Genomic DNA, 24,895 nt, shown 5'->3' on the forward strand with positions numbered 1-24,895 from the left:
ACGGCAGTTGCATTTAACCTGAACAGCGATTGCATGACTTGCACGCATGCCGTGGCCATTTCTGGTCTAAATGAAAAAGCCGGTCACTGGTGACCGGCTTTGGGGTTGCAAGCGGTAGGAGGCGTCAGAGCTTCTTGCCTTTACGCTTACGCATCGACTCTCCACTCAGCGGCAGCATATGTGCCCGATGAACGATGCGATCCAGAATGGCATCTGCGATGGTTGGGTCGCCAAACAGGTCGTACCATTTCTCCGTCGGGAACTGACTGGTCAACAGCAATGCCCCATTCATCGATTGCTGATCGATGATTTCCAGTAGCACAGGCCCGAGGTGCTTCTCGATTCCGCCGATGCCCAGATCATCGATGATTAGCAACTGCGTCCTGATGAGTTGTCGGCGCAACTTGGGCAGAGAGCCGTCGGCATGCGACCGGCTGATATCTTCAAACAGCCGCGTCGAGGTGCAGTAGTAGGTGGTGAGGCCTTGGCGGCAAGCCTGGTTGCCAAAAGCACAAGCGAGCCAGCTCTTGCCAGTGCCGGTGGCCCCCGTAAGGATCAGATTCTGCTTGCGCCGAATCCACTCACCTTCCGCCAAGGCCATGACCTGGCTACGATCCAGTCCTCTGTCGCTCCTGTATTCAATATCCTCAAGGGCTGCCTGGCTGAAGCGCAACTTGGCCGCTTTGAGGTAACGCTCGATCTTGCGGCTGTCGCGCTCCGCGGCTTCGACATCCAGCAGGTTGCCCAATCGCACGTCGAAAGCTTGGGTCTGGATAGCCGGCTGATCGCGCTGACGCTCGTAGGCCATGGCCATGCCACGCAACCCCAATTCGACCAGCCGTTGAGTGGTATTTGCGGCAGTCATGCAGTTTCTCCAGATTGGGTAATGTAATAGGTCGCACCGCGCAGGTTGGCGTGCTCAATCACAGGGCTATCCGCTGCTGCTGGCCGGGTGCGATCTGCGCCGCTGCGCAGAATTGACCTCAAGCGGCCGTAGCCCAGGCAGTTCAGTTCCAGTGCGTAAGCGCAGGCAGACTCCAGGCGGTCATGCAGCTGTTCCTTGCGGGTATCACGCTGCAGGGCAATCACCGCCTTCAATCCATTGGCGAAGTCCGGACGTTCTTCCAGGTTGCGCCGGGCATAGGCATGCGTGGCGGGACCGATGGACTCGGCCCAAGCCAGCAAGGCTTCTGGCTGGGTATCCCGCTGATGCCGATGCTGGGGTGGCAGGTGCTCCGGTACCGTGGTGACGCCAACTCCTTGAGCCAGGGCATGACTGGCAATCTGGCGCCGCTGATGAAACACCATCAAGCGATCGCTGTTGACCCGGATATCCACCAGCAGGTGGATGTATTGGAACGGTACCGAGTAGTGGTGACCGTTGTGCTCCAGGTGATAGTCGCTGGCCACCCGGATTTGGTAGCGCCACTGGCTGTAGGCATACGGCTCCGCCGGAAGATCCTGGAGCTCTGGAGCATCCAGCTCCTGAAAGCGAACCAGTCGGCTCTTCGGATAGGTTCGGGTGGTGCGCTCATTCAGGCGGCCCATCCAGTAGTCGAGGCGCTCATTCAGTTCCGCCAACGAAAAGAAGGTGTGGTGGCGCAACCGCGCCAATACCCAGCGCTGCACGATCTGCACACCAATCTCGGCCAAGGACTTGTCCTGCGGGCGTCGGGGCCGAGCGGGCCCGCCGCGTCAGGATAGTTGTCGTGTGAGTTGATTCGATGAGTCTTGGTCGGTGGGCGGAAGTGAGAGCCGTGTGGCGCGTTATTCGATAGAGCATCGGGAGTGGGTGGTGCGGCAGATGATGCCGCCCTTGAACCGGACGGTGCCGGAGCTGGTGGAAGCGACAGGCATTACTGATGCCACCCTGTATGCTTGGCGCAAACAGGCCAGAGCAGCGGGAGCAGTGGTGCCGGGAGATGGACAGCAGGCCGACCAGTGGTCGAGCCAGGACAAGTTTCGGGTGGTGCTGGAAAGCGCCAGCCTCAATGCGGCTGAGCTGGCGGAGTACTGCCGGCGCAAAGGCCTGTATGTCGAGCAGATCAACGCCTGGCGCGAAGCCTGCGAGCAGGCCAACAGCCTGGCTCAGCCGAGCAAGACCCGGCGCGAACGCGAAGAGGAAAAGGCCGCGAAGAAGCGCATCAAGCAGCTGGAGCGTGAACTGCGGCGCAAGGATGCGGCGCTGGCAGAAACCGCGGCTCTGCTGGTGTTGCGAAAAAAAGCCGAGGCGCTCTGGGGGAAGGACGAGGACGAATGATCAGCGCCCCGGATCGCCGTGAAACGCTGCAGTTGATCGAGGACGCCGTGGCGGCGGGAGCGCGGCGGGCGCAGGCCTGCGCCGAACTGGGCCTGTCGCTGCGCAGCCTGCAGCGCTGGCAGCACTGCCCGGAGGATCGGCGTCCTTCGGCACAGCGAGCTGAGCCGGCCAACAAGCTGACCCCGCAAGAGCGCCGCCGCGTGCTGGAGGTCGCCAACCAGCCCGAGTTTGCCAGCCTACCGCCGCAGCAGATCGTGGCGCGGCTGGCCGATCAGGGCACCTGGCTGGCCTCGGAGTCGACCTTTTACCGGTTGCTGAAGGACGCCGAACAGCAGCATCCGCGCGGCCGTAGCCGCCCACCGGTGAAACGAGCGCTGACGACCCATGTGGCCGACGGCCCGAACCAGCTGTGGTGCTGGGACATCACCTGGCTGCCGACCACGGTCAAGGGCCGTTACTTCTACTGGTACATGATCAAGGACGTCTACAGCCGGAAGCTGGTGGCCAACGAGGTGCATGAAAGTGAAAGCGCCGATCAGGCCGCCCAGCTGCTACGCCAGGCCTGCTTACGTGAACAGCGAGCAGGCCAGCCGCTGGTACTGCACTCGGACAATGGCAGCGCGATGAAGGGCTCGACCATGCTGGCGGCCATGCAGAACCTGGGTGTGATGCCCTCGTTCAGCCGCCCGCGGGTGAGCAATGACAACGCCTATGCCGAGGCCTTGTTCCGCACGGCGAAGTACTGCCCGCTGTGGCCGGAGCGGCCCTTCGACACGCTGGAGCAGGCCAGGAACTGGGTGAACAGCTTCGTGGCTTGGTACAACCATGAACATCGCCACAGCGCCCTGAAGTTCGTGACCCCGGCGCAGCGACATACTGGCCAGGCGGAAGAGTTGCTGCGCAAGCGTATCGAGCTGTACGAGGCGGCGCGTGCACGGCACCCGGAGCGCTGGAGCGGCAACATCAGGAACTGGGTGCTGGCACCAATCGTGTGCCTGAACCCGGAGCGGGAAGCGGTACTGCAGCAAACATCAAAGGCAGCGTGACACGCTCACGCGACAACTACCTTGAAAATCGCCGCCCATTACGGCGTGCAGACCAATTTTGGTGAGGCCGCCTTCTTGCAGGTTATTTGCCTGCCCTATGTCACCAACGAGATTGAAGCCAAAGGCTGCAAAGGTATTGGCCAAGCTGGTTTGCAGGGCATCCCCCAGGCTGCCATCACGTCCCAGCGCTTTGTTGAGCACCGCCGAGGTGGTGTTCTGCAGTGCCTGGTTCGCAGCGAACTGGCCAACGCCCTGCCAGCTACTCAAACCGCTGGGGTTCGACACTGCAACTTTTCCGCCGTTGGCCAATGCGCCACTGGTGGAGTCGGTCAGCGCAGTACTGCCGCCGGTCTGGGTGCCCGTCCATTCGTTGTACAGCCCAGCGGTTAAGCCAGCAGTTGTACCCGCTACGACGTAGTTCTTCAGGTTGTCGCTGTTGAAGGTTTCCTTCAGCGCGGCGCCGACATCACCCTTGTTGTTGATGGTGCTGATAGTGGCGGTGCTGGCGGCAGAGGTCAGTACGGCTGTTGCGGCAACGTTCGCCCAGCCAGCTGCAGTGGCCGCCGTAGCGGCTGTCGTCGTGGTGGCAGCAGTAGCCGCAGTGCCTGCTGCGAATGCAGTGCCCGAACCAGCAGTTGCGCCGGCTGCAGAACCAACCAAGCCGGAGGCTGCCCCTGCCGTGAAGTAAGTGACGATGATCGCGATGATAATCATCGCTGGGCCGCCCAATCCGGAGTGGCTGTCGCTCCACTTGTCGTGCACTTCTTTAACCTGGCGCCAGTCCACATCACCGCGTGCTTCAACTTCCTTCAACCAGGCCATGCTCGGGTCGGCTTGCACCATGGCATCGATCGATTGGCTAACAGTTTGTTGGTTGACCTGTTTGACATCGATGTGCAGGCCGTCAACGGCACTGATCAGGATTTCGCCTTTGGCCGTGAGCTGGCTCTGCCGCAAGGTTTCGTCGACCTTGCCTTTGCTGTCCATGCTGGTCCAGACCCAGCTACTGCTGCTCTCGTCGTGACTCTCTTGGTGCATGTCCTTAACGGCTTCGAAGGTAATGGCTCCGCCGCTATCGAGGGTCAGATCACCACCGCTGTCCAGGCCTGCTTTGCGGTACAGCTGGTCACCGCCACTTTCCAGGGTCAGATCGCCGCCAGTAGTGATGGTGCTGCCGAGATTGCGCACATCGGTGACTTCATCGCGCTTGGCTTCCTTGCTGCCCCACGAGCCTTTTTTCTTCTTGTCATAGAGGCTGTAGTCGCTGTTCTCGGCGGACAGCAGGGCGAGTTGATCGCCGGCATAGAGATAGGCTTCGTCGCCGGCTTTCAGCTGGCTGGCACTGACGATCAGGTTGTTGTCTGCGGTTATATCGAGATCACCGCGGGCCTCGATAATGCTGGCCTGCTGACGGACAGTGCTGTCTTCCTTGTTGATTTTTTTGCCGTTGCCTTTGTACCGATACTCGCTGCTGGATCCGTTCGCGGCAGAGGCAATGGTGACGTCGTTACCCGCCTCAAAATCTATGTCGCCTCCGGCTTTTATCGTGCTGGCGACAACCGTAATGTCGTTGCTCGCTTTAACATCGAGGTCGCCACCCACCTGCACATCACTGCCGTATTGAGCGGTGCTGGTCTTTTCCCAGAAGTGGCGTTTGTCCTTGCGCATGCTGCCGTTCTCTGCGGCAGCTGAGGCGATAACCAGATCGCGCTCTGCACTCAGCGTGGCGTCGCCACCCGCCTTGAGGCTGCCGCCGATATTCTGGATGTCGCGGCCAGCAGAGAGGGTCAGATTGTTGCTGGCTTCGATTCCCGCGGACTTGTCGACCACGCTGGTGAGCTGACTGAATCCACGTCCGCTGCGTGCCTCTTGGGTGATGCTGCGCTCGTTGATGATATCGCCCGTCAGGGCAATGGCGCTGACATCCTTGCCATTGATAAGACCACCCTGCGTATTGCGGATACTGCCGGTGGCCAGCAGCGAGACGCGCTCGCTCGCCTGCATCAACCCGCTGTTGCCAATATTGCTGGCGGTAAGACTCAGGTTATGGCTGGCACGCAGGGTGCCGCTATTGTTCAGGTTGCCACCACTGAACAAGGCCACATCGTGCCCTTGAATCAGGGCGCCAGACGGTGCAAGACGATCATTGGCCTGAGCCAGATACAGCACCGGCACCAGTACCTTCTGCCCATTCACCTCCTGCTCCTGCATCCACACGATGTCATGGGTCAGGGCGGCTACCTGCTCTGCCGTCAGGGCTACACCGGGTGCCAGGTTAAGTGCCTCTTTGCTGGCGATGGCGTTGTCCATCAGGTAGCGGAACTGCGCCTCGTTGGAGGTCAAACCATCGAGGAAGCGCTTGCCGGTACGGGCGACGACAGCCTGCTCGATGAGGCGTTGTTCGTAGAGTCCGTCACCCAGGCGACGCTGGGTTTGCTCGCTGCTGAAACCAATCCGACTAAGCAGGTAGTCCGAGTTGAGAAAGCCCTTGAGGCTGGCGAACAGTGGGTTCGTCTCGATCAGGTAGGGATGGCTGGGATCGGTACTGACCCGGAACAGACCATTCTGCCCCTGGGGCAGACTGAAGCCTGGTAGGGCCAACGGGTTGACGGCCTGTTGCTGTGTATCAGGAGGCAGCTGGGCATTGAGTCGCACGACCAGCGGCTGGCTGGTCAGCCCCACATCGGTGTCCAGCGTCTGTGCGTTGCCCGCCTGCGGCGCCTGGTACATCAGCACGGAGGCGTTGGTGATCGATTGGGTGGCATTGATGGAGACATTGCCGCCGGCCTGGATGACGGCAGCCGCACCCACGCCCGTCGGCGTCAGGGTCTCAATGTCGCTGGTTAGATTCCAACGATAGAGCGCACTGGGCATCTCCTTGGGAAGCGGTTGCGCGTTATAAGGGTAGATGTGCGCATCACGGAAGCGCTCATCGGTGCCGTCTGTGATGCGCCCGGTGTTGAAACGACGCACTCGCTCGATGATGCCACTGGCCGCCCCGGTATTTTCCAGGGAGGCACCTACGATATCGATGTTACCCGTCGCGCTCAGGCTGCTGTAACGGTTGGCAATCGCCCCGCCGCGGATGTTGAGGTTGCCGCCGCTGTGGATGCGTGATGCAGCGGAGTCTTCGCTGACCTGGGTCTCGAAGCTCTCCGTTGCTACGTAATCGACATTGTGATGGTCACCGCCACAGTCATAGCAGACTACGCTGATATGCCCCGAGGTTTGTGTTCGGCCTAACGTGAAGGCTTCCTTGCGATTGATCAGGCTGGCCGCGCGCAGGGTCATGTCGCTGCCAGACTCGATGCTGCCGGAGCGGTTCTCCAACAGACTCATCTGAGCCAGCGTGTCATCCTTAGCGATGCTGAGACTATCTAGGCTGAAGATGTCGCCATTGAGGTTGGTCAGGCTGTCACCACGCAGCTCCATCTCCGCGCCGCTGAAGATCAGGCCACCCCAGTTGACTATGCCAGGTGCCTCGACGCGCAGTGCCTGGGCCGCTCCCAAGGTGCCCAGATTGGCCAAACTGGCGGACTTCAGGCGGAGATCGCCTGCCGCACTGAGCTGGCCAATGTTTGTCAGATCGCCACTCACCTGAATGTCGCCCTGGCCACCTGCACGCAGTTGGGCACCCTGTAGCAGTTCGGCGCTAGCCGCCCTCAGAGTCATGTCCCCCTGGCTCTTCAGCGCACCACTGCCACTGTACTTGCCGGTCAGGATTAAGCTCAGCTCACCATCAGTCTCGATGCTGCCGTCATTCACCCAGGTGTCGCCGGTGGCCACGATGTCCTCCACCGACAGCAGTTTGCCGGTGGCGGTCTGGGTGAAAGCGCCGACCTTGAGGTCGATGCGCTGAGCCTGCAGCACGCTGGTGTTGACCCAGCTACCCACATCCAGCGCAAAGACGCCGTTGGTGATGAAGTTGCCGCCAGCCTGCCCGGCGCGGGCCAGGCTTACTCTGAAGCCCTGGTCGCCGACATGGCGCAGGGTGCCCTGCTGGTTGCTCAGGGAGCCGCTGGTAAGGCTGAAGCGCGCATTGCCAATTTCGACCAGGCCGCTGTCGTTGCTGAACAGGCCGCCGAGGCCGAATACGCTTTCCCCGGTGGAGCCCAGGGCGCGCAACTTGCCGCCAGCATTGCTGGCTGAGTCGGCCGTCAGGCTCAGCGTTTCACCAGCCTCAATCAGGCCGCTGTCATTGTCCAGGTGACTGTCGAGGTTCAGCTCGATCTGTTCTGCACCGACGCTACCGCCCTTGTTGGACAGGCTGGCGGCATCTATCGATACGTTCTGGGTAGCAACAATGCGGCCGCCATCGTTGATCACTTCACTTCTGCCGGCGACATCCGACTCAACTCGCACATCTCCGTGCGTGGCTACCAGGTGGCCGTTGCTGTTATCCAGGCGCTGGCGGGTGGTGATCAGGAGGCTATTGGCCTGGGTGCGTCCCTGGCTGTTGTCGAAGGTCTCGCTGCTGGTTTCGATAGCGCCGTTGTCGGTCTGCAGTACGCCTGCATGGTTGAGCAGATCCTTGGCCTCTAGCGTTACCTTGCCGTTGCCGGCCAGAATCTTCCCGTTGCTGTTGTCGAGGGTCGTGGTGGCCGTTGCCTTAAGGTCGCCGCTGTTGGCCTGGAGCGTGCCGTTCTGGTTATCCAGGACGCCGGCCTCGACGGTGAGTCCTTGCTCCTTACTCAGGATCAGGCCGTCATCGCCGTTGCGCAGCGTGCCGCTGGCTTCGATGCTCAGGGCCTTGTTGCTGGCCAGGGTGCCAGCGCGGTTGTCCAGGTCGTGCCCCTGGACGGTCATATCCTGCTGGGCGAGCAGCGTGCCGCGCTGGTTGTCGATGGTTTGTGCTGCGACAGTGGCAGAGCCGACGGCGACTATCTGGCCATCCCGGTTGTCCAGCCTGCTCAGATCGGCGGACAACGCCCCCTGGGACTGGATCTGGCCTCGATTGACCAGCTCGCCACCTTCCAGCGCCAGTGTGGCGGAAGCATTGCCGCTGCCATCGCTACGCACGCCGGCTTCCAGGCTGCCCTGGTTGTCAATGCGGGCCGCCTCTACCTTCAAATCACCACCAGCGGCCAGGCTTTTGCCTTGGACCAGCTGCACCTGGCCTGCCGCACCGGTGGCGGTGACTGTTGCGTTGCCGCTGGCGTAGGCACTTTCAGTCAGCGCCACATCCTGAGCCTTGATGGCTATATTGCCCGCTGCTGCCGTACGCGCCAGGCTCAATTGGCCGTTGGCATCGATCTGAATATCACCACCGCTGGCGGCCATGTCGCCGGCCAGTTTCACGCCCACGCCGGCCTCGGTGCCGACCAGGCGGATGGCTCCCGCATACATCCCGCCCAACGCCGAGCTGTCGATGGCCACGCTCGGTTTGGCACTGCCATCATCGGCCTTGGCCGTGGCAGTCAGGGTCTGTGCATCCACCTCGTTACGACCGGCGACGATGGCCAGCTGCTGCGCCTGTATCTCGGCATTGATCGCGGCGGCGCGGGTGATCAGCTCGAACTGGCCAACGTTGCCGGCATTGAGGCCGACACCCTCGATGGCGATCTGGCCACCATCGACGTCGTAACGTTGCAGCTGGCCGTTCTCCACCACCGGCTTGCCAGTGGTCAGGGTGGCGCGCGGGGTGTTGATGAAGCCGCAGCCATTACAGGTGATGCCGTTGGGGTTGGCCACGATGACGTGGGCAGATTGCCCGGCCACCTCGGTGTAGCCCTTGAGCTGGCTGGGGCTGCCGCCGTTCACCTCGTTGAGGATGACACTGGCGGCACGGCCATTGAGGTTGGAGTTGCCGAGGATATAGCCACCCAGCTGGGTGCTCTGCAGGCTATTGGTGGAGTTGTTGAGGATCAGCCCCTGCTGACCGACGTTGTAGTCAGTGAACTTGTTGTGCGACAGGCCGTTGCCGTTGGGCGTGGCGATGTTGATCACCGGTACGCCGTTGTTGGCGCTGCCCAGTTGAGTGTTTCCGCCTGCAGCGGCATCGACGGTCACTTCCGCCGCAGCGCTGACGATAGGATTGAGGAACATCACGCCCATCAGGATGCAGGCAATGTTCTGGAAGAAGGTGCTACGAACGTCCATGTACAGTACTCCTGCTCAGAGCCGGAAAATCAGAAGAAAAGATCGAAGCGGAAATAGACCGGATGTTCCTGCCGCTCGATGGCGTCCGGTCGCTCCAGCGAGCGGGCGAAGGTGACCGAGGCCGCCAGATACTGACCGCGGGCGTTGAGCTCGATGGCATTGCCGCTCAGGCGTCCACGCAACTCGGGGTTGTAGCGCCCGCCATGAATCAAGCCCATGTCGTAGGCGAAGGCCATGCCGTACTCGTGCACGAAGGGGCGCAATGCCTCCCAGGTGACGGGGCGACGCCAGCGCAGCTGGTTGCGCCAGTAGCCGCCACTATCGCCGGACAGTGATTGCTCCTTGAAACCACGCACCGAGCTGAGTCCACCGATGCTGATGCGCTGAGGGCCGTAGAGCACGTCCTCGCTGCGTTGGGCATTGAGTAGGCTGTCGAAGCTGAGGGATTCACCCCACAACTGGAGTGGCTGCAGGTAGCTGGCCGTGAGGCTGTATTTGTTGTATCGAGCGACCGGTTGACCGCCTTGGGGATGGTCGTCGCGCTGGGCATCCAGGGCGCCGGTGCCACGCTGCCAGCCGAGATCCAGGTTGACGAAAGCGTTGCCGATACGTCGACCATGGTTGAAGCCAAGTTGGCTTTCGGTGAGCCGCTGGCTGGACACATCGATCAGGTTGTCTTCGATGTAGTTGCGGGTGTGCACCTGGCTGATGCCGAGGCTCGCGGCGGTCTTGCTCACACTGTCGCGATGCAGTACGCGCTCGCCGCGCAGTTGCTGGTTCTTGCTCTCTCCGTCGGTCTCGAAAGCGAACCCGGCCCCTTCGTTGCGGGTGCGGTAGTAGCTCTGGCTGTAGCTGTAGCTGAACGTCCACCAGCCATAGGGCAAGCTGTAGTACAAGCTCTGGTTGGCAGAGTGACGCCACTGATCACTCACCGCATCGCCACCGCCACGTAAACTGAGCTGGTCGGCCAAGCCGAGCGGGCTGTCCCAGTCCAAGCTGGCACCCCACTGTTGCTCACCGGTACTGGCGTCGCCATCGTTGTGTCGGTTGAGGCCAACCCGCCAAGGCTTGGTTGGCTCGCCCTTTAGCTGCACACGACTGCCACCAACCTCCTTGCCCGGAAGTAGCTCTAGCTGCGCAGGGCGTGAGGGCAAACGATTGAGCTGATCGACCAGCTGCTCCATCTCCCGCAGATTCAGCGGCTCCCCTGGTTCACCGGGAAAGCCCATGGCGAGTTCGCGCTCGGTGGCGATAGCGGAGCTGTCCAGCCCCTCTACTCGCCCTTCCACCACCAACACTTCCAGCTCGCCATCGCTCAGATCCTGCTGCGGCAGGTAGGCGCGCGAAGTGACGTAGCCCTGGTCAATGTAGTGCTGGGTAATGGCCTTGAGTAGCTCATTGAGCTGGTTGGCGCCCAGGCAGCGATTGAGGAATGGCTTGAGCAGTTCCTGCTGCGTGGATTCGGACAGCAGGCTCACGCCCTGCAGCTTGATGGATTTGATCTCGAAGCAGCGCTCGTCCTGAGCTGGCTGCGCATGTTCGGCAGAAGCCTCTCGCCCCGGAAGTTGCTGGAGCTCCTCGATGCGCTTGCGCTGCTCTTCGAGCAGGCGCTCCTGGCGATCACGAATCAGATCACGATCAGCAGGCAGAGGCTGCTGGGCGACCGCAGAGGCAGAAAAAAGGCAAATAAATGCAAAAAGCGTGGCGAACTGCTGCTGACGCATCGCGACCAATCCCTGGCAAGAAAAGCTGGCACTTCAATATCAAAGCGGCGAAATTTTAGTCAGAACTGCCTGAACTGCAATCCCATCCAGATTAAAGTGTGATGAATGACCGTTCACATCCTTAAGGGGGCTGGTAGTCAACTTCGGCTCGTAGGCGGGCATGACGCTACCGACCATTTTTGTCAGCAGCCGGAAAAATGCTCACAAGCTGCACAGTGCCTGTCCAAGGTTGGTGGTTGCTAAGGATTTCGTTGAGTGCCTGCAGGGCAGATCGTGTGGTAGCGCCATGTGTCATGGTCAGCACGCATGCAATTGGGTGTGCAGTGCTCGTGCAATTGACTGATCAAGTTGAGCGCAACGGGATGGTCAAACGAGTGCAATTTCGCACCAGAATCAGAGTTTCATGAGAAGCGACAGCCGTTTGTCTCGCATGCTCCACGTGCTGCTGCACATGGCGCGGCACGATGCGCCCTTCACCTCCGAGCAGATCGCCACCATGCTGGGCACCAACCCCGTGGTGGTGCGCCGCACGATGGCAGGCCTGCGCGATGCGGGCTATGTGCGTTCGGAAAAAGGCCACGGCGGCGGCTGGACGATTGCGTGCGATCTGGCGCAGGTCACGCTGCTCGACATCCACCACGCCGTGGGCGGGCCGCACCTGTTTGCCATAGGCAACGGCAGCGACAACCCCGAGTGCGCGGTGGAGCGCGTGGTCAATGCGGCGCTGGACGATGCGCTGCGCCAGGCGGAGGCGCTGCTGATCGCGCGGCTGGGGTCGATTGCGCTGGCGGATCTGGCCCGGCAGTTCGATGCGGAGTGCGTGGCCAAGGGGTGGACGGCGCACGGGCCGGCAGGGCACTGATTGACCTGCCATGGGCCGCCGAGGAGGAAGGCGGGCTCAATCCAATCAACAGAGTGACGCAGCCGGCTCGGATTGCGACACCAGTACCGTCGTGGTCAGTACTGCACTCCTGGCCCAACTGAATTGGCCGCTTTCTTTGTCCGCGCCTGCGTATGTGACCATTGCGGATGCTGCTTGAAGCCTCTGTGCCTGGCAAAGACGGGACGAATCAACCCACGTCGGGAACAGCGACGAAGTGGAAGGTTTCCGCCAGCGTCTCGGAGGGGCGTGTCGCGAACATGCGTGAGGAAGCGTTTGCGAGATGAGCCGCATCGAAAAACTCTCCCGCCAGCGCCGCCTCCGTCACCGTGAGCTTGGATAGTGAGGAACAGGCGTATGTCAGTGTCGCATGGAGCTTGAGCCATGCGATGTACTGCGAGATGCGCAAATTGAAGCTGTGGACAAATACGTGGCGAAGCCTTTCTTTCGACAAGCCCAACTTCTGCGCATGGTCACCGAGGTTTCCCTGAGAGGGGAAGTTCCTGCGCAACAAAGTGGCCAGCCCCATGGCACGGGTATCAGGCGGGCGCAAGTCTTTTGTGATTGCCGTGACATGCACTTCGATGCTTCCAATCGCCTCAGCGAGCCAATCTTGCTGATGTCCTTTCAACAGGTCAGGAAACAGCGCAATGAGCTTCTGGACCGCTTTGCAGTCCAGAAGCTCTGGGCTGGAAATTGAAGCAACGCTATTCTTCGTTGCCGCATAAAGCGCCATCGATAAAGGTGTGCAAGGCAGGGGCCACAGCGCAATGACCCCAAACCCGTGACCAGAGCGTTCGACATTGGGGGGGTGCAGAAAGACCCGTCCCGTTGTCTCGCTACTCCCGTGCGTCACCGTCCACGTGCCGCGCGGGCTGATCGACAACGCGGGGGCATTGTTCTTGAGCCCTGAATACGACTGACACTCCGACACATACAGAAGCCAGTCGCGTGCCACATACAAGCACCCCGTTTCGTCACCCATCATCTAAGCATTCAAGGCGCGAATGTCAATTTGATTGGAGTGCCCACAGCCGCAACTGCAGCGTCTTTGTCGGACGTAGCGACCGACTTGAAGTCCAGATCCCGATGGCGTTCAACCTGGTCGGAAATATGCGGGCTGGCAGTGCCACTGGTATTGATAAACCAACTCTGACCGCCTGTCGGAATCAAGGTCTCGATGGGCAAACGGGATGCGTCAATTTTCATGATCGCGTTCCAGTTCTCGTTGCCGTTGTCCTTGATCTTGGCTGGAATCTTGCCCAGGTCAACGGCAAGACTCCCCATCAAGCTCGAACTGCTGAAAGTTTTGTAGGCCACCGGAGTCAGCCAGGCATTCATGTCGGCAGTGCCGAATTTCTTCTCCATCTCGGCCAGGGTCGTGTCGAGCGTCTTACGAACCACCGCGTCGATATCGCGCCCGTTGAGATAGTCCACCGAAAATGGCTTGCCGGCAGCTTTACCCTTCAGAGCTCGCAGCAGCAAGCTGGTGCGGTACTTTACGTAAAGCGGAGCGTCAAGCTTTTCGGCCCAATCACCGATCACGTCATTGAACACTTCTTTGAGAGCCAGTGCGCGCCAGTTTTCAAAGATTGTCTGCCCTGCGCTGTCGTACTTGTCGTCGCCATTCTTGTCTTCGCGCAGCGCATTCCAGCCGACCATCAGTTCGACAGCGCGCCTGCGCCGTGGGTCTGCGTCTTCGCGAACGGCCTTTTCCAGATAGGGCTGGAAGAATTTCGGCGACGTGGAAGATAGATCAACGCCCCCGAAACCATGGGCCAGCGAATAGTTGAAATTCTTCATGTCGGCCATCGTAACCTTGGGCTTTGCAGCCATCAGGTCGTGCGCCATCCAGGTACGAAAGGTTTCACCATAGCGCGAGGTATCGCCATAGGTGCTTTCCTTGGATGCCTTGTTGTTCCACGCAAAGAAGTAGCCGTCCTTCGGGTTGGCCTCGTTCACCCACCGATCAAACGGAACGAACCCTTGCCAATCCTGGCTACCATCACCCTTGGCCGGCAGGCGTGGATCGACGCCTGCCGGTCGAACAGGTTGCAGGCCGCTGTGCCAGATTTCGATGTGACCGTCTTCGCCCCCATAGCTCAGGTTGAAGTTCTGCACCACCGCACTGGCAGCTTGGCGAAATTCAGCAAGGGACTTCGCCCGGCCAAATTCGATGCTGGACACGAACCCCTGCAGTTCCCTGCCCCACACGGCGTTGCGACGGGCATAAGCCTTGCCCGCTTGTTCGTCCATCTGGAAGATAGGGCCCTGGACGGAGCGCAGGACCTTGATTTTGACGGGGCTGCTGCCGCGAACATTGATCGTCTCTTCGCGCGATTCAAAGTTCTTCCAAGCGCCGTTGTACCGGTACTGGCCAGGATTGCTGGGGTTGATGTCATGCTCCATCACGTCGATGGTGTCGCTTTCGCCAGTGGTGATGAGCCATCCGTGCTGGAAACCGCGACCCATCACCGGAACCCCGAGGCCGATGGTCAGCCCCGATGCGTTCAAACCGCCGCCTGAGATCGACATGTCATAGCCATCCGCTGTGGATTGCATCATCATGACCTTGCCATCCGCGCTGCGCTGAGGGCCAACTATCAGTGAACGGCTTGCACCACGTTTGAAGCCTATTCGTTCCATCAATTCAGCCCTCGCCACCCGCGTTTCGCGCAGCTTTTGAGCAACCTCGATTGTGGAAGCCGGGATTTTCCTGGGAATCACCACTGCCTTGCGCGCCATGGCTACCGCAGTGGATGCATTGCGCCGCACCACGGTGTCTGCATCGGGATCGTCCAGCACCACAATGTCATCAAAGATTTTCTGCGCCTTGGCAGAACCGTGGCGCTTCTGCATTTCCGCGAGAAACGCCAGATTGTTCAACTCATTCCCCCCGTTGCCGCCATAGGTGCGAACCGTCAGCTGAGTTATGCGAGCCGCATCCTCCTCGGTAATTGGCTTGAGGGAAATGCCGTATTTCTCGAATTCGAGCGGCATGTACACCTTGGGCTCTTCGATGGCCTTCGCGATATAAGCGTTGGCACCCTTCACCATTGCTTTGAAAAGCTTTTTGTGCTCTTCGGGCAGAGCATCAATCTGAGCTCTAATTTCAGAGTCTGTGAAGCCGTCAATCCGGGCTTCCTTGTCCATTTCCAAGACGGATGGACCCAACAGCTCGGCGAGTGATCCATTGGCTGTACGGCGAAGGAACTCGATCTGAAAAAGCCGATCCTGAGCCGACGCATACCCCGCTCCATACAGGACAGCTTCGGCCGTTGCGCCCTGAACAAACGGCACGCCCATTTTATCCCTTGAAATCAATACCTCCTGTTTGCTCGAACCAGGTTCATTTCCTGGAGAAAGCGCAGCGTCTTCATCGCTGCCTCCGCGAGCGACAGGGCTGGCTACTGCAACGGCTGTGAGGATTGCTCCGAAAAAGAGTGAACGCTGCTGACGATAACGGGATGCCGACATTTTGCCTCCATAGTTATTGATGATGCAAGTCATCCAGAGTATGGAGAGGGAGGGGTAGCTATCGCATGTAAAGAACGGCTGCCAAGTTGCGTTGGTGACAGAGTCCAAACATGTTGTTCAGCGCACTATGCAGACAGGGACTTCACCTCCAACTCCGCCAGCCGCGTCTCCACCGTCGACCGGTAATGCGCCGGCACCGTCCCCGGCGCCAGCCACTCCCGCAGCAAGGCTGCGCTGTTGCAGCGCTGGATGGGATCGAACCCGCCAAACCCCAGCCCCACCACGATCTTGCGGCACACGGCCTCGCTCAGGTGGCGGTTGCCGGACAGGGCTTTGAGCAGGTCCCACCGCACGGTGTGCACGGGCGGAATCGCCTCCAGGTCCTTGACCAGCATCAGCTGGATCAGCGGGTTGCGGGTGTGTTCGGCCACGAACAGTGCTCGGGCGAAGTCTTGCTTCTGCAGGGGGCTGAACGCCTCTTCGTAGCCGGACTGGCGGCTGTTCTGTGCGACATGCCGGGCAAGCTCACGGTGTGCGGCGTCCAGGGCTTCGGGGTCGAGCAGATCCTCGGCCGTGGCGTCGGGCGATGACCCAACAATAGCCCGCAGTGCGTTGTTCGACGTTTCGGTATCGGGGTCCCGCGCCAGCGCCTGGAGCACATCCGGCGCAGGGCTGTTTCTCTTGGCCACCGCCCGGCGCACGGCCTTGCTGCTGTCGGCCGCAAGCAGGCGCAGCAGTTCGGGGTCGGTGCTCGTCTCTGCCACACGCTTGCGCTGGGCACTGTCGAGCGCCAGCACGCTTTCGGGGCCGGCCTGGGTGGCGGCCCTGGGGTCGAACGCAGCCTTGGGGGCAACCGGCTTGGTGTAGGGCTTGGCGATGTGTTGTTCGATGGCGGCCTGGATGGCCGCTTCGGTGACCTGCAGCGCCGGGAAGCGCTGCGCAAGGTTCTTTTTTGCGGCGCGGCTCACTTCGTCGTGCTTGTCGCGCAGCAGGGCGAGCAGCACGTCGCTGTCGGCATGGCGCGACATCGCCAGGTTCAGGCGCTCGGGCTTGCGCGGGCTGTTGAGGAAGAACCGGGTGATTGCTGCCGAGGTATTGGCATGCATGGCGAGGATCTTGCGCAGCATGGCATCGTCCACGGGCAGCAGGGCTTCGAGCACGTCGGGCGGGCACTGGGGGTGTCTGGCGAGCACGCGGGCGGAGTCGGGCACCAGCTCCTTGGCATAGTGGTCCTTGCGGCTGTGCCAGATGAAGCGCACTTGCTCTGCCGTGAGCTGCTTGTTCAGCACCAGCGACAGCTCCCAGGGGAAGAACCACACGCGGCTCAGGCCTTCGGCCACGCGTTTGGACTGGAGCAAGGCGAAGATGAAGTCCAGCAGGATGCGGTCCTTGCTTTTCTTGACCTTGGTTTCCAGCTCCAGCAGCGCGTTGGCGATGCGCAGGGGGCTGTGCGCGGTGGCGGCACCCGCCAGCGCGGCTTCGTGCGTGAGCCTGCCTTTCAACACGGCCTGCAGCAGGTGCTGGTCGCTGTCGTTCAGGCCGTTGGCCGTCTGCATGAAGCGGCGGCGCTCGCCGCTTTCGCTGAAATAGGCATCCGCTCCCTTGAACATCGCCTCCAGTGCGGCAAGTTCTTCGGGGGTGGGTGGGGCATCGGTCTTCTTGGGCACGACGGATAGGAAATTCAACCGCATGAGGCCAAGTATGGCACGAGTTTTGGGCCTCGAAACACGTTCGGCCAAGGAAGGTTGAGCGCTCGCTTGCCGCTCAATGGCAAGAGCTTGGGAGGCAGTATGCATTTGGGCCTGGCGCGCGCGCAGCTGCTTCCCCGCAGCGATGGATACCGCCGCTTCACTGGGTCACCAATTGACGCGCTGGTCTACCTCGTCGGGTTGAGCTGCCAGATCCCAATCCGGCTCGCCTTGCGCACCATCATCCACCGGCGCGTCGCAGCCCTCCCACAGCGGTGGCCCGCGTGCCGGGGTGATGTGCGGGGGGGCAGACTCCACCCCGATGTGGTTCAGGATGTGGCGGATTTCGGCGCTGTGGGTGATGAAGGCAATGATGCGCATCTGCCCACCGCACATGGGGCACAGCAGCGGAAATGCCTCGTAGATGCGGGCAATCAGCACCGCCCACAAGTAATGCGCCGCTCGCTTCGGGCGTGCTTCAGGTTCGGGTGTGGGTGTGGCCGCGTTGCCCGGCGCCGCCACCCCAGGTACGCCCGCGCCAGGTTGTGCAGTCTCCACCGTGGCTGGTTGCGACGCAGCAGGCTGAGCCAGCGCCGTTACCGCCGCTCTCAGCGGCGAGTTTGGTGCCAGCACACCAAAGTAGCGGTGCCGGTGGGTGCGTGGCGGTGGCAGGGGTTTGGGGAGCAATGGAACCAAAAACCAACGTAAGCTCTGAATCCCACCGTAAAGGGGCTTTCCGATCTCCAGCTCACCCGCCAGGCATTACTCTCTGATCAGTGCCTCGATGATCGGGCAGATCGTTCCGCCGTCTCCCGCATCACATTGCTGCACCAGTTCGCCTAACAGTTGCTGCATGACGACCAAGTCGGCCATCTTCTGCTCGATCAACGCGAGCTTGCGTGCAGCCCGTGCTCGCGTTTCGGCACAGGCGCACGACTCATCCAGCGTCAGCAGTCCACCGACTTCCGAGAGCGTGAAACCCAGCGCCTGAGCCCGCTTGATGAAACGCAGTCGCTTCACCATGTCCACCGGATAGCGCCGATGGCCACCCAAGGGTTTGGCTGGTTCATCCAGCAGCCCGCGTCGCTGGTAGTAGCGGATCGTCTCGACGTTCACCCCGGCGGCGTCTGCCAGCTTGCCAATGGTCAGCTCTGTGGCCATCACTTTCTCCTTGATTCCGTACTTTGGTACGGAGTTTAGAATAGCACCTAGGCAATCAGGCTCAGGAGATGGGAATGGGGATGCAACTCACCGGGAAAGGCTCGCTGGTCGCGAGTTCGCTGACCGCCATCGGTGCGTCGGTGTGCTGTGTCGGGCCACTGGTGCTGTTGGCACTCGGTGTCGGCGGTACGTGGGTGGGCGCTCTGACCATGATGGAGCCACTACGCCCCCTCTTCATCGGGTTGACTCTACTGTTCCTGGGATTGGCATTCCGCAAGCTCTACCTGGTGCCACAGGTTTGTACGCCAGGTACACCCTGCGCCGATCCGCGCACGCTCGTGCGACAGCGACTCGTGTTCTGGATCGTCAGCGTGCTGCTGCTCGGCCTATTGGCCGTGCCGTGGCTCGCCCCGCTGTTCTACTGAAGGAGATTAACCATGCGCAAACTGCTGATCGCCGTGCTTTTCGCCTTGCCCTTCGTGGCGCTGGCGGCTCCCCCGAAAACCGTCACGCTCGACGTGCAGAACATGACGTGCGGACTCTGTCCGATCACGGTCAAGAAGTCGCTGGAGAAGGTGTCCGGCGTGAGTGACGTCCAGGTCAATTTCGACCAGAAGACGGCGACCGTCACCTACGATCCCGATAAGGCCCAGCCCGAGGCACTGACTGAGGCGACCGCGAACGCGGGATACCCCTCCACAGTGCAGAAGTGAGGTCACGATGAGCGCCATTGTCCTTGAGTCCGTGCTGACTTGCCCGCGCTGCGGCTTCGCCAAGCCGGAAACCATGCCCACGGACGCCTGCCAGTTCTATTACGAGTGCAGCAACTGCAAGGCGCTGCTGCGCCCCAACCCAGGGGATTGCTGCGTTTTCTGTTCGTTCGGCTCGGTGAAGTGCCCGCCGATCCAGCAGCAGCTTGGGTGTTGCTCATAGCGTTTAGGGGGATCACAGGTCGTCGTCTGGATTACGCAGTGGCCGCAGCTCGCCGCGCGCAACTTCTTCCGGTACCGCAAAGGAATACCGCCCGAGCATGTTGATGTGCTCGTAGATCAGCGGCGATAGCCGGGCCAAATCCTCTTCCAGCACTGGATAGCCGTGCTGCTTGAGCCGTTCCACGGCCGCCGTCATGTAGAGGGTGTTCCACAGCACGATGATGTTCACCACCAGGCCCAGAGCACCGAGCTGGTCTTCCTGGCCTTCGCGGTAGCGCTGGCGGAGCTCGCCGCGTTTGCCGTGGAACACGGCGCGGGCCAGGCTGTGCCGGCCTTCGCCTCGGTTCAACTGGGTCAGGGTGGCGCGGCGCTTGGACTCGTCGTCGATATAGGTCAACGTGTGCAGAGTCTTTTCGATCCGCCCGAATTCGGCCAGCGCCTGGGCCAGCCGGGTGGGTCTATCTCCCGTTTGCAGCGTGCGCATGATGCCAGTCGCCGGCACCCGGCCGAGTTTGAGCGAGCCGGCCAGGCGCAGCAGGTCGTCCCAGTGCTCGGCGATCAGGTCGAGTTTGACCGACTGGCGGGCCAGCCCGTTGAGCTTGCCGTAGTCCGGGTCCGGGCGCGTGCGCCAGAAGCGGGTACCGCCGACATCGGCCAGCCGCGGACTGAAGTGGTAGCCAAGTAGGCGGAAGAGCCCGAACACCACATCGCTGTAGGCCCCGGTGTCGGTCATGATTTGCGTCGGCTGCAACTCGGTCTGCTGTTCCAGCACGACCGCCAGCAACACCAGGCTGTCGCGCAGCGTGCCGGGCACGGTGATGGCGTTGAGGCCGGAGAATTGGTCGGAAATCAGGTTGTACCAGGTGACACCCCGGCCGGTGCCGAAATACTTCGGATTGGGGCCGGCATGCACGGTGCGCACCGGTACGACGAAGCGCATGCCATCGGCGGAGGCGACCTCGCCGCCACCCCAGACTTGGGCCAGTTCCAGTTGGCTTTGCGCTCCGACCAGGATGGCGTTAGCCGCTGACAGGGTGTCGTCGCGGATATAATTCTGGCTGACCCAGGACAGCCGGTCACGGCGCAGCGCCGGGTTGTCGGTGCGGATCAAGGGCTCCAGGCCGGTGTTGCAGGCCCCGCCCAACAGCACCGCGCAGAGGCTGGTGACCAGGTTGTCGGCGCGTGCATTGCGTTCGGAGACATGGGTGAAGGCCTCGGAAAAGCCAGTGCGGGCGGCGATTTCCAAGAGGATTTCCGGCAGATCGACACGCGGCATCAGGTCAGACACGGCCGCCCGCAGTTGCAGCAACGAGCAGGGCTCGTCCAGCTTGTCCAGCGCCCCGAGCGACAGTTCGGTCTTGCCCTCGGTGTTCTCGCTCAGTTGAATCGCCGGGTTGTCGGGCAGGCGCGCGGCTACTGCCAGCCAGGTTGCATCCAGCTCGACGGACAAGGCGTCCAGGGTGGTTTTGGCGTCGATGGTCAGGCCCAGTGACCGGCAGATGATCGGTCGCGCCGCCAGCCATTCGGCACCGTCGAGCAGGCCAAGGCGCGGGTCGGCATAGCGCCAACTGGGCGAGACGAAGACATCGCGGCGGCGCAGGGCCGTGCGCAGCGCATCGAGCGTGCAGAACACATAGGCACCCATGTCGAGGGAGCCATCTTCGCGGGTGATGTGCTTCTGCCAAGCCTTGGCCACGATCTCCTGCGGCGCGTCATCCTCTGGCTTCCGGCGCGGCAGGTTCAGTTGCAGCCACTCCAGACTAGCCGCCACGCCCTTGCCGGCCGGGCTGAAGCCGAAGCGGATGTGCTTGAGCAGGTCGGGCAGGAAGCGGCGCACGCTGCGGTAGCGCGCTTCCAATGCAAGAAAATAGACGTCATCTACCGGGCGGATCAGCGCGTTGACCTCTTCCAGGGCCTTTTCCAGGGTGGTCCTCGGCAGGTCGTTGAACAGCCGGGCGCGCACGTTGTCATCGCTGATCGAGCTGTCCAGCACGACCTTGCACGCGGCGGCGAGCGTCGCGGCCGACCGATCCAGGTCTTTCAGGCTGCGCATGCGGGCTTTCTTGTCGGCCTTCTCCGCGTTGCTGAACAGGTCGCGCAGCAAGGCCTCCAGGACTTCCAGTGCGTCGTCGTGCGCAGTCGCCTCCAGGCAGAGTGCGAAGGCCACCAGTGTCGCCATCCGCCGCGACGCCGGCAGCCGATTAATCGCGGTGACCTTGGCCGTGTTGGCGAAGCGGGCCAGGGCGGCGATACGGCTGGGAGGGATGTGCGCCGCCGCCGGCAAGGTGATGCCGATGCCGCGCACGTCATCGAGCCGGCGCAGTGCCCGAATCAACGCGGGGCCACTGACCATGACCGGGCCGGAGCGCAATTGATCCAGCCGGGAGCTGCGGTTGCCTTCGGCCACCGTCAGCAAGTCTTGCAGTTGCAATCGCTGTTCCTCAGTCACGCTGCGGCCCAGCGTAAACCAGAGGCGTTCTTCGACCCGACTGCGCAACTGGGCGATAAAGCGCTCTAGTTGAGACACACCAGGCAGGAGGACTTTCTGTGTGAACAGCCACGAGGTGGCTCGCTCAAACAGCACTCCCGGCCGGTCGGTGCCCGTCCAGCAGAGGGCATACAGCCAGCGGCTCAAGCGAAAGCCGATGCCCGGATCGGTGAAATGACGATAGCCAAAGCGGTTCTGAATATCGGTGGCATGTATCCAGCGGCGATGATCGCTATAGCGCTGGAGGCAGTCGGGGTCTGGAATCGCCAGTTGTCGGCAAAGCACCTGCAGGACTTCCACCGGCACGGCGGCGGGCTTGTCCGGCAGAACGCCAACGAAGCGGACGGTGGTCAGCAGAACGGCATAACCCAGACGGTTATGGTTACCCCGCAGCACCTGGATGGCTTCACGGTCTTCATCGCTCAGGTGGAAGTAACGTTCCAGCTCTTCACGGCTGGGCGAATCAACATAGCGGCCAAAACCGTCGCGTTGCTCTTGAGTCAGAAAACCGACCGGCATTGATCACAGCACCTCGACGCAGAACACGGCGGGCGTGACGATCCGCGTGCGTTCGATGTGCCCGCGTTGCAGCAGGCCGGCGCGGCGATCACCGGTTACCAGGTAGTCCGCATCGCCCGCCAAGGCCATGGCCATGGCCAGCAAAAACGAGTCATCCGGATCATCGGCTTCGACCTCGATGGTCAGGCGCTCCAGTACCACAGCCCGTTGCAGGTTATTGATCATGGCGCCCACCTTGGCGGGCTGTAGGATGGCCTGAAGCTTGGGATAGCGGCTGGCTCGACGAATTTCATCGAGTTGCATCCGCGAGGTCACCACCTCGAAACGCGCCGCCCGCCAGGCACGGTAGATCGCATCGGGCGCGCCATGTGGCGAGATCAGGGCGCTGAACAGGATGTTGGTATCCAACACGACCCGCATCAGCGCTTACGTGCCCAGTCGAGCGCTTCGTCAACCGCGTTGGTCAATTCTGCCTCACTCAGATGGGCGTTAGCGGCCTTGGCCTGCTCAGCGCTCAGCTCCAGGATGTGTGCCCGTACCGCTTCTTCGATGAAGCGCGACAGGTCGCCCTTACGGCCGCCGCCCTGGCTGGCCAGAAACATCCGAAGCGACTGGTCGGTGTCGGCCGAGACGGCGACATTCCAGCGAATGGTATTCATAGCGTTCTCCGCTAATAGGTGTTTGTGTGTTTATACGCCAATCACAAAGGGCGATGCAATGGTTCGACAAAACGAAGGTTTTGCCGAACTCTATCGAGGAATGGCTCGGTTCGTTAAGCTCCCCGCGCTACGGTTCAAATAACTGGTACGCTTAATCAAAGTTCAACTATTACTAACGTAGTCGAGTAAACAGTACTTTTGATGAAGATCGGTTATGCGCGAGTGAGCACTCGGGATCAGAAAGCCGACCTACAAGTCGATGCCCTGAAACAGGCCGGGTGCGAACGCATCTACCAAGACATCGCCAGCGGCGCGAAAAGCGCCCGGCCGGAGTTGGACAAACTGCTGGCCAACGTGCGGCCGGGTGATGCCGTGGTGATCTGGAAGCTGGATCGCCTTGGGCGTTCCCTCAAGCACCTGGTCGAGTTGGTCGGCGAGCTGGCAGAGCGCAAGGTCGGCTTACAGAGCCTGAATGACCCCATCGACACCACCCACGCCCAAGGCCGCCTGGTGTTCAACCTGTTCGCCTCGCTGGCGGAGTTCGAGCGCGAGCTGATCCGCGAGCGGACTCAGGCGGGTCTGTCGGCCGCACGGGCGCGTGGCCGGATCGGTGGCCGTCCCAAGGGCCTGCCAGCCAAGGCTGAGGCCACCGCCATGGCGGCCGAAACCCTCTACCGCGAAGGTCGCCTGAGCGTCAGCGCGATCGGCGAGAAGCTGCACATCTCCAAGAGCACGCTGTACAGCTACCTGCGCCACCGTGGTGTCGAGATCGGCGCGTACCAGAAGAGCGCCAGGTCACGCGACCAGCAGCCTTCGGCCGCGTCGCCGGCAGAGCCGCCCGCCGCCGAGCGGGTGGCCACCGTCACCCTGCGCCTCGCGGTGGTGAATAACAGCAAGTTCGTGCGCGGCCGGAAGCGGGCCACGGAGAACATTGAGCGCTACTGCCTGGAGCCCTATGGCATGAAGCGGCTGGATGCCGGCCACTATGAGTTGACCATTCCGTATCGGAGCGACGATGAGCTGGACAAGAGCGTGCATGACCTGCTGACCGAGATCAGCCAGGAGGCCGACATGCGCAACTGTTTTGTCGAGATGGGCGCCTGGGAAGAAGACACCGAAAAGCGTTGGTAGGGCTTACGTTGGTTTTTGGTTCCATTGCTCCCCAAACCCCGTACTCGGAATGACTGGCCAATTCCCGCTACCGTCCGCAAGGTGCGGAGTGTTGCAATGACCCGTTGAACCCTCAGTGCAAAGGGGGCTTTTGCCAATAACCAGTGTGTGGTCGTATTGGATCAGAATTAGAGGCACAGGGCTTTCAGCCAAGCGGCATGCAAGAGAAGAACAACGAAGTGTAAGGGTGCCCGGCAGAGGTGTGTGGTCCTGCTGCCGGGCGGTCGGGCTTTAACAGGTGAGCGCTTATTTCAGCTTGATCGCAAAGTGCTTCACGATCGGGGCGGTAATTTCCCAGGTGCCAACAAAATCCTTTTCAATGACGAAGGCGTCGCCGGGGCCCACTTCCACGGGCTCGCCGCCTTCTGGCGTGATGATCGCCGAACCTTCCATCAGGTGAATGAATTCCCAGCTCTCATATTTGGCATGCCAGGTGCCGGGGGTGGCTTCCCACCAGCCGCTGATCATGCTGCCGTCATCGGCGGTGTATTCGATCCAGGTGGTCATGCTGGGGTCGCCGGCCACGGCGGTCCAGTCCGGCAAGGGGTCTGTGATCGACTTGGCCTGGCGGTTGGGCAAACGGGTAACGGGGGTGTTGCTCATGTCAGAGTCCTCTGTACGGTAATAATGGCTACGCGTTTCTTCATGGTTATCTCCACAGAATCCTGTTGTCGGGATCAGAGCGGCCACATGGGTCTAAACGTGAGTGAAAATGCACGGATCATGCCAGCATATTCAGGTCTACCCCTACAGAGGTAGCTCCTTTGATGAATTGCCCGAAAATCACTACAG

At 61.3% G+C, this 24,895-nt stretch carries 18 protein-coding genes and 2 pseudogenes; 6 read left to right on the forward strand and 14 right to left on the reverse strand.

Annotated elements, in window-relative coordinates; genetic code table 11:
- Positions 1-124: 124 nt before the first annotated feature.
- Together istB and PMYSY11_RS00705 are read right to left on the reverse strand one after the other, a co-directional pair.
- Positions 125-865 (reverse strand): IS21-like element helper ATPase IstB, encoded by a 741-nt coding sequence (gene istB, locus PMYSY11_RS00700; RefSeq protein ID WP_021702885.1) that lies wholly within the window; start codon positions 863-865, stop codon positions 125-127.
- Positions 862-1,653 (reverse strand): Mu transposase domain-containing protein, encoded by a 792-nt coding sequence (locus PMYSY11_RS00705; protein WP_150548049.1) that lies wholly within the window; start codon positions 1,651-1,653, stop codon positions 862-864. The genes istB and PMYSY11_RS00705 overlap by 4 nt, the downstream gene beginning before the upstream one ends.
- Before the next feature lie 106 nt (positions 1,654-1,759).
- Here PMYSY11_RS00705 and PMYSY11_RS00710 point away from each other — a divergent pair.
- A protein-coding gene (locus PMYSY11_RS00710; protein WP_239655517.1) for an IS3 family transposase occupies positions 1,760-3,306 on the forward strand; the annotation gives its coding sequence in 2 pieces (ribosomal slippage) (positions 1,760-2,246 and positions 2,246-3,306; 1,548 coding nt in all).
- On the opposite strand, the gene PMYSY11_RS00715 is transcribed toward PMYSY11_RS00710, so the two are convergent.
- The 3 genes and pseudogenes from PMYSY11_RS00715 to PMYSY11_RS00720 form a co-directional block, all read right to left on the reverse strand.
- Positions 3,292-7,668, reverse strand: a complete 4,377-nt coding sequence (locus PMYSY11_RS00715; RefSeq protein WP_420830074.1) for a DUF637 domain-containing protein — start codon at positions 7,666-7,668, stop codon at positions 3,292-3,294. The genes PMYSY11_RS00710 and PMYSY11_RS00715 overlap by 15 nt on opposite strands.
- 39 nt (positions 7,669-7,707) lie before the next feature.
- Positions 7,708-9,405, reverse strand: a pseudogene (locus tag PMYSY11_RS22035) (filamentous hemagglutinin N-terminal domain-containing protein); the annotation flags it as partial.
- 29 nt (positions 9,406-9,434) lie between these two features.
- The gene (locus PMYSY11_RS00720; RefSeq protein ID WP_150548051.1) at positions 9,435-11,129 is read right to left on the reverse strand and encodes a ShlB/FhaC/HecB family hemolysin secretion/activation protein; all 1,695 of its coding nucleotides are present in this window, start codon (positions 11,127-11,129) and stop codon (positions 9,435-9,437) included.
- A 403-nt stretch (positions 11,130-11,532) separates the two neighbouring features.
- Between PMYSY11_RS00720 and PMYSY11_RS00725 the strand changes: the two genes are divergently transcribed.
- Entirely contained in the window at positions 11,533-11,991 is a 459-nt protein-coding gene (locus PMYSY11_RS00725; protein WP_023124876.1) for an Rrf2 family transcriptional regulator, read from the forward strand.
- Between the two features lie 208 nt (positions 11,992-12,199).
- Here PMYSY11_RS00725 and PMYSY11_RS00730 read toward each other — a convergent pair whose 3' ends face one another.
- The 5 genes and pseudogenes from PMYSY11_RS00730 to merR form a co-directional block, all read right to left on the reverse strand.
- Positions 12,200-12,997, reverse strand: a complete 798-nt coding sequence (locus tag PMYSY11_RS00730) for a helix-turn-helix domain-containing protein (protein ID WP_150548052.1) — start codon at positions 12,995-12,997, stop codon at positions 12,200-12,202.
- 8 nt (positions 12,998-13,005) lie between these two features.
- Positions 13,006-15,486, reverse strand: a complete 2,481-nt coding sequence (locus PMYSY11_RS00735) for a penicillin acylase family protein (RefSeq protein ID WP_172970650.1) — start codon at positions 15,484-15,486, stop codon at positions 13,006-13,008.
- Positions 15,487-15,611: 125 nt separating this feature from the next.
- Positions 15,612-17,177: a hypothetical protein gene (locus PMYSY11_RS00740; RefSeq protein ID WP_172970616.1), complete on the reverse strand. Its 1,566-nt coding sequence runs from the start codon at positions 17,175-17,177 to the stop codon at positions 15,612-15,614.
- A 165-nt stretch (positions 17,178-17,342) separates the two neighbouring features.
- A pseudogene (locus tag PMYSY11_RS00745) lies at positions 17,343-17,846 on the reverse strand (IS91 family transposase); the annotation flags it as partial.
- Between the two features lie 90 nt (positions 17,847-17,936).
- Positions 17,937-18,335, reverse strand: a complete 399-nt coding sequence (gene merR / locus PMYSY11_RS00750) for an Hg(II)-responsive transcriptional regulator (protein WP_003089120.1) — start codon at positions 18,333-18,335, stop codon at positions 17,937-17,939.
- A gap of 74 nt (positions 18,336-18,409) precedes the next feature.
- Here merR and PMYSY11_RS00755 point away from each other — a divergent pair, with 74 nt between their 5' ends.
- The 3 genes from PMYSY11_RS00755 to PMYSY11_RS21845 are packed head-to-tail and all read left to right on the forward strand — an operon-like array spanning position 18,410 to position 19,268.
- Positions 18,410-18,760: a mercuric transporter MerT family protein gene (locus tag PMYSY11_RS00755; RefSeq protein ID WP_003089115.1), complete on the forward strand. Its 351-nt coding sequence runs from the start codon at positions 18,410-18,412 to the stop codon at positions 18,758-18,760.
- 12 nt (positions 18,761-18,772) lie between these two features.
- Positions 18,773-19,048, forward strand: coding sequence for a mercury resistance system periplasmic binding protein MerP (gene merP / locus PMYSY11_RS00760; RefSeq protein ID WP_003150552.1), 276 nt, complete (start codon positions 18,773-18,775; stop codon positions 19,046-19,048).
- Between the two features lie 7 nt (positions 19,049-19,055).
- A complete protein-coding gene (locus PMYSY11_RS21845) occupies positions 19,056-19,268 on the forward strand; it encodes a GDCCVxC domain-containing (seleno)protein (RefSeq protein ID WP_003089113.1) in 213 nt (70 codons plus the stop codon).
- A gap of 12 nt (positions 19,269-19,280) precedes the next feature.
- Here PMYSY11_RS21845 and PMYSY11_RS00765 read toward each other — a convergent pair whose 3' ends face one another.
- The 3 genes from PMYSY11_RS00765 to PMYSY11_RS00775 are packed head-to-tail and all read right to left on the reverse strand — an operon-like array spanning position 19,281 to position 22,933.
- On the reverse strand, positions 19,281-22,274 hold the full coding sequence (locus tag PMYSY11_RS00765; protein WP_150548055.1) for a Tn3 family transposase: 2,994 nt from the start codon (positions 22,272-22,274) through the stop codon (positions 19,281-19,283).
- Positions 22,275-22,277: 3 nt separating this feature from the next.
- Positions 22,278-22,694 carry a putative toxin-antitoxin system toxin component, PIN family gene (locus tag PMYSY11_RS00770; RefSeq protein WP_150548056.1) on the reverse strand — a complete coding sequence of 139 codons (417 nt, stop codon included), beginning with the start codon at positions 22,692-22,694 and terminating at the stop codon, positions 22,278-22,280.
- On the reverse strand, positions 22,694-22,933 hold the full coding sequence (locus PMYSY11_RS00775; RefSeq protein WP_003089107.1) for a ribbon-helix-helix domain-containing protein: 240 nt from the start codon (positions 22,931-22,933) through the stop codon (positions 22,694-22,696). The genes PMYSY11_RS00770 and PMYSY11_RS00775 overlap by 1 nt, the downstream gene beginning before the upstream one ends.
- 201 nt (positions 22,934-23,134) lie before the next feature.
- On the opposite strand from PMYSY11_RS00775, the gene PMYSY11_RS00780 reads away from it, so the two are divergent.
- Entirely contained in the window at positions 23,135-24,064 is a 930-nt protein-coding gene (locus tag PMYSY11_RS00780; protein WP_003150544.1) for a recombinase family protein, read from the forward strand.
- A 285-nt stretch (positions 24,065-24,349) separates the two neighbouring features.
- Here the strand turns inward: PMYSY11_RS00780 and PMYSY11_RS00785 are convergent, their stop codons facing one another.
- Complete coding sequence (locus PMYSY11_RS00785; RefSeq protein WP_031639052.1) at positions 24,350-24,706, reverse strand: cupin domain-containing protein; 357 nt, start codon at positions 24,704-24,706, stop codon at positions 24,350-24,352.
- Between the last annotated feature and the right edge of the window lie 189 nt (positions 24,707-24,895).

Source organism: Pseudomonas marincola (genome assembly GCF_900682675.2).
GTDB classification, from domain to species: domain Bacteria; phylum Pseudomonadota; class Gammaproteobacteria; order Pseudomonadales; family Pseudomonadaceae; genus Aquipseudomonas; species Aquipseudomonas marincola.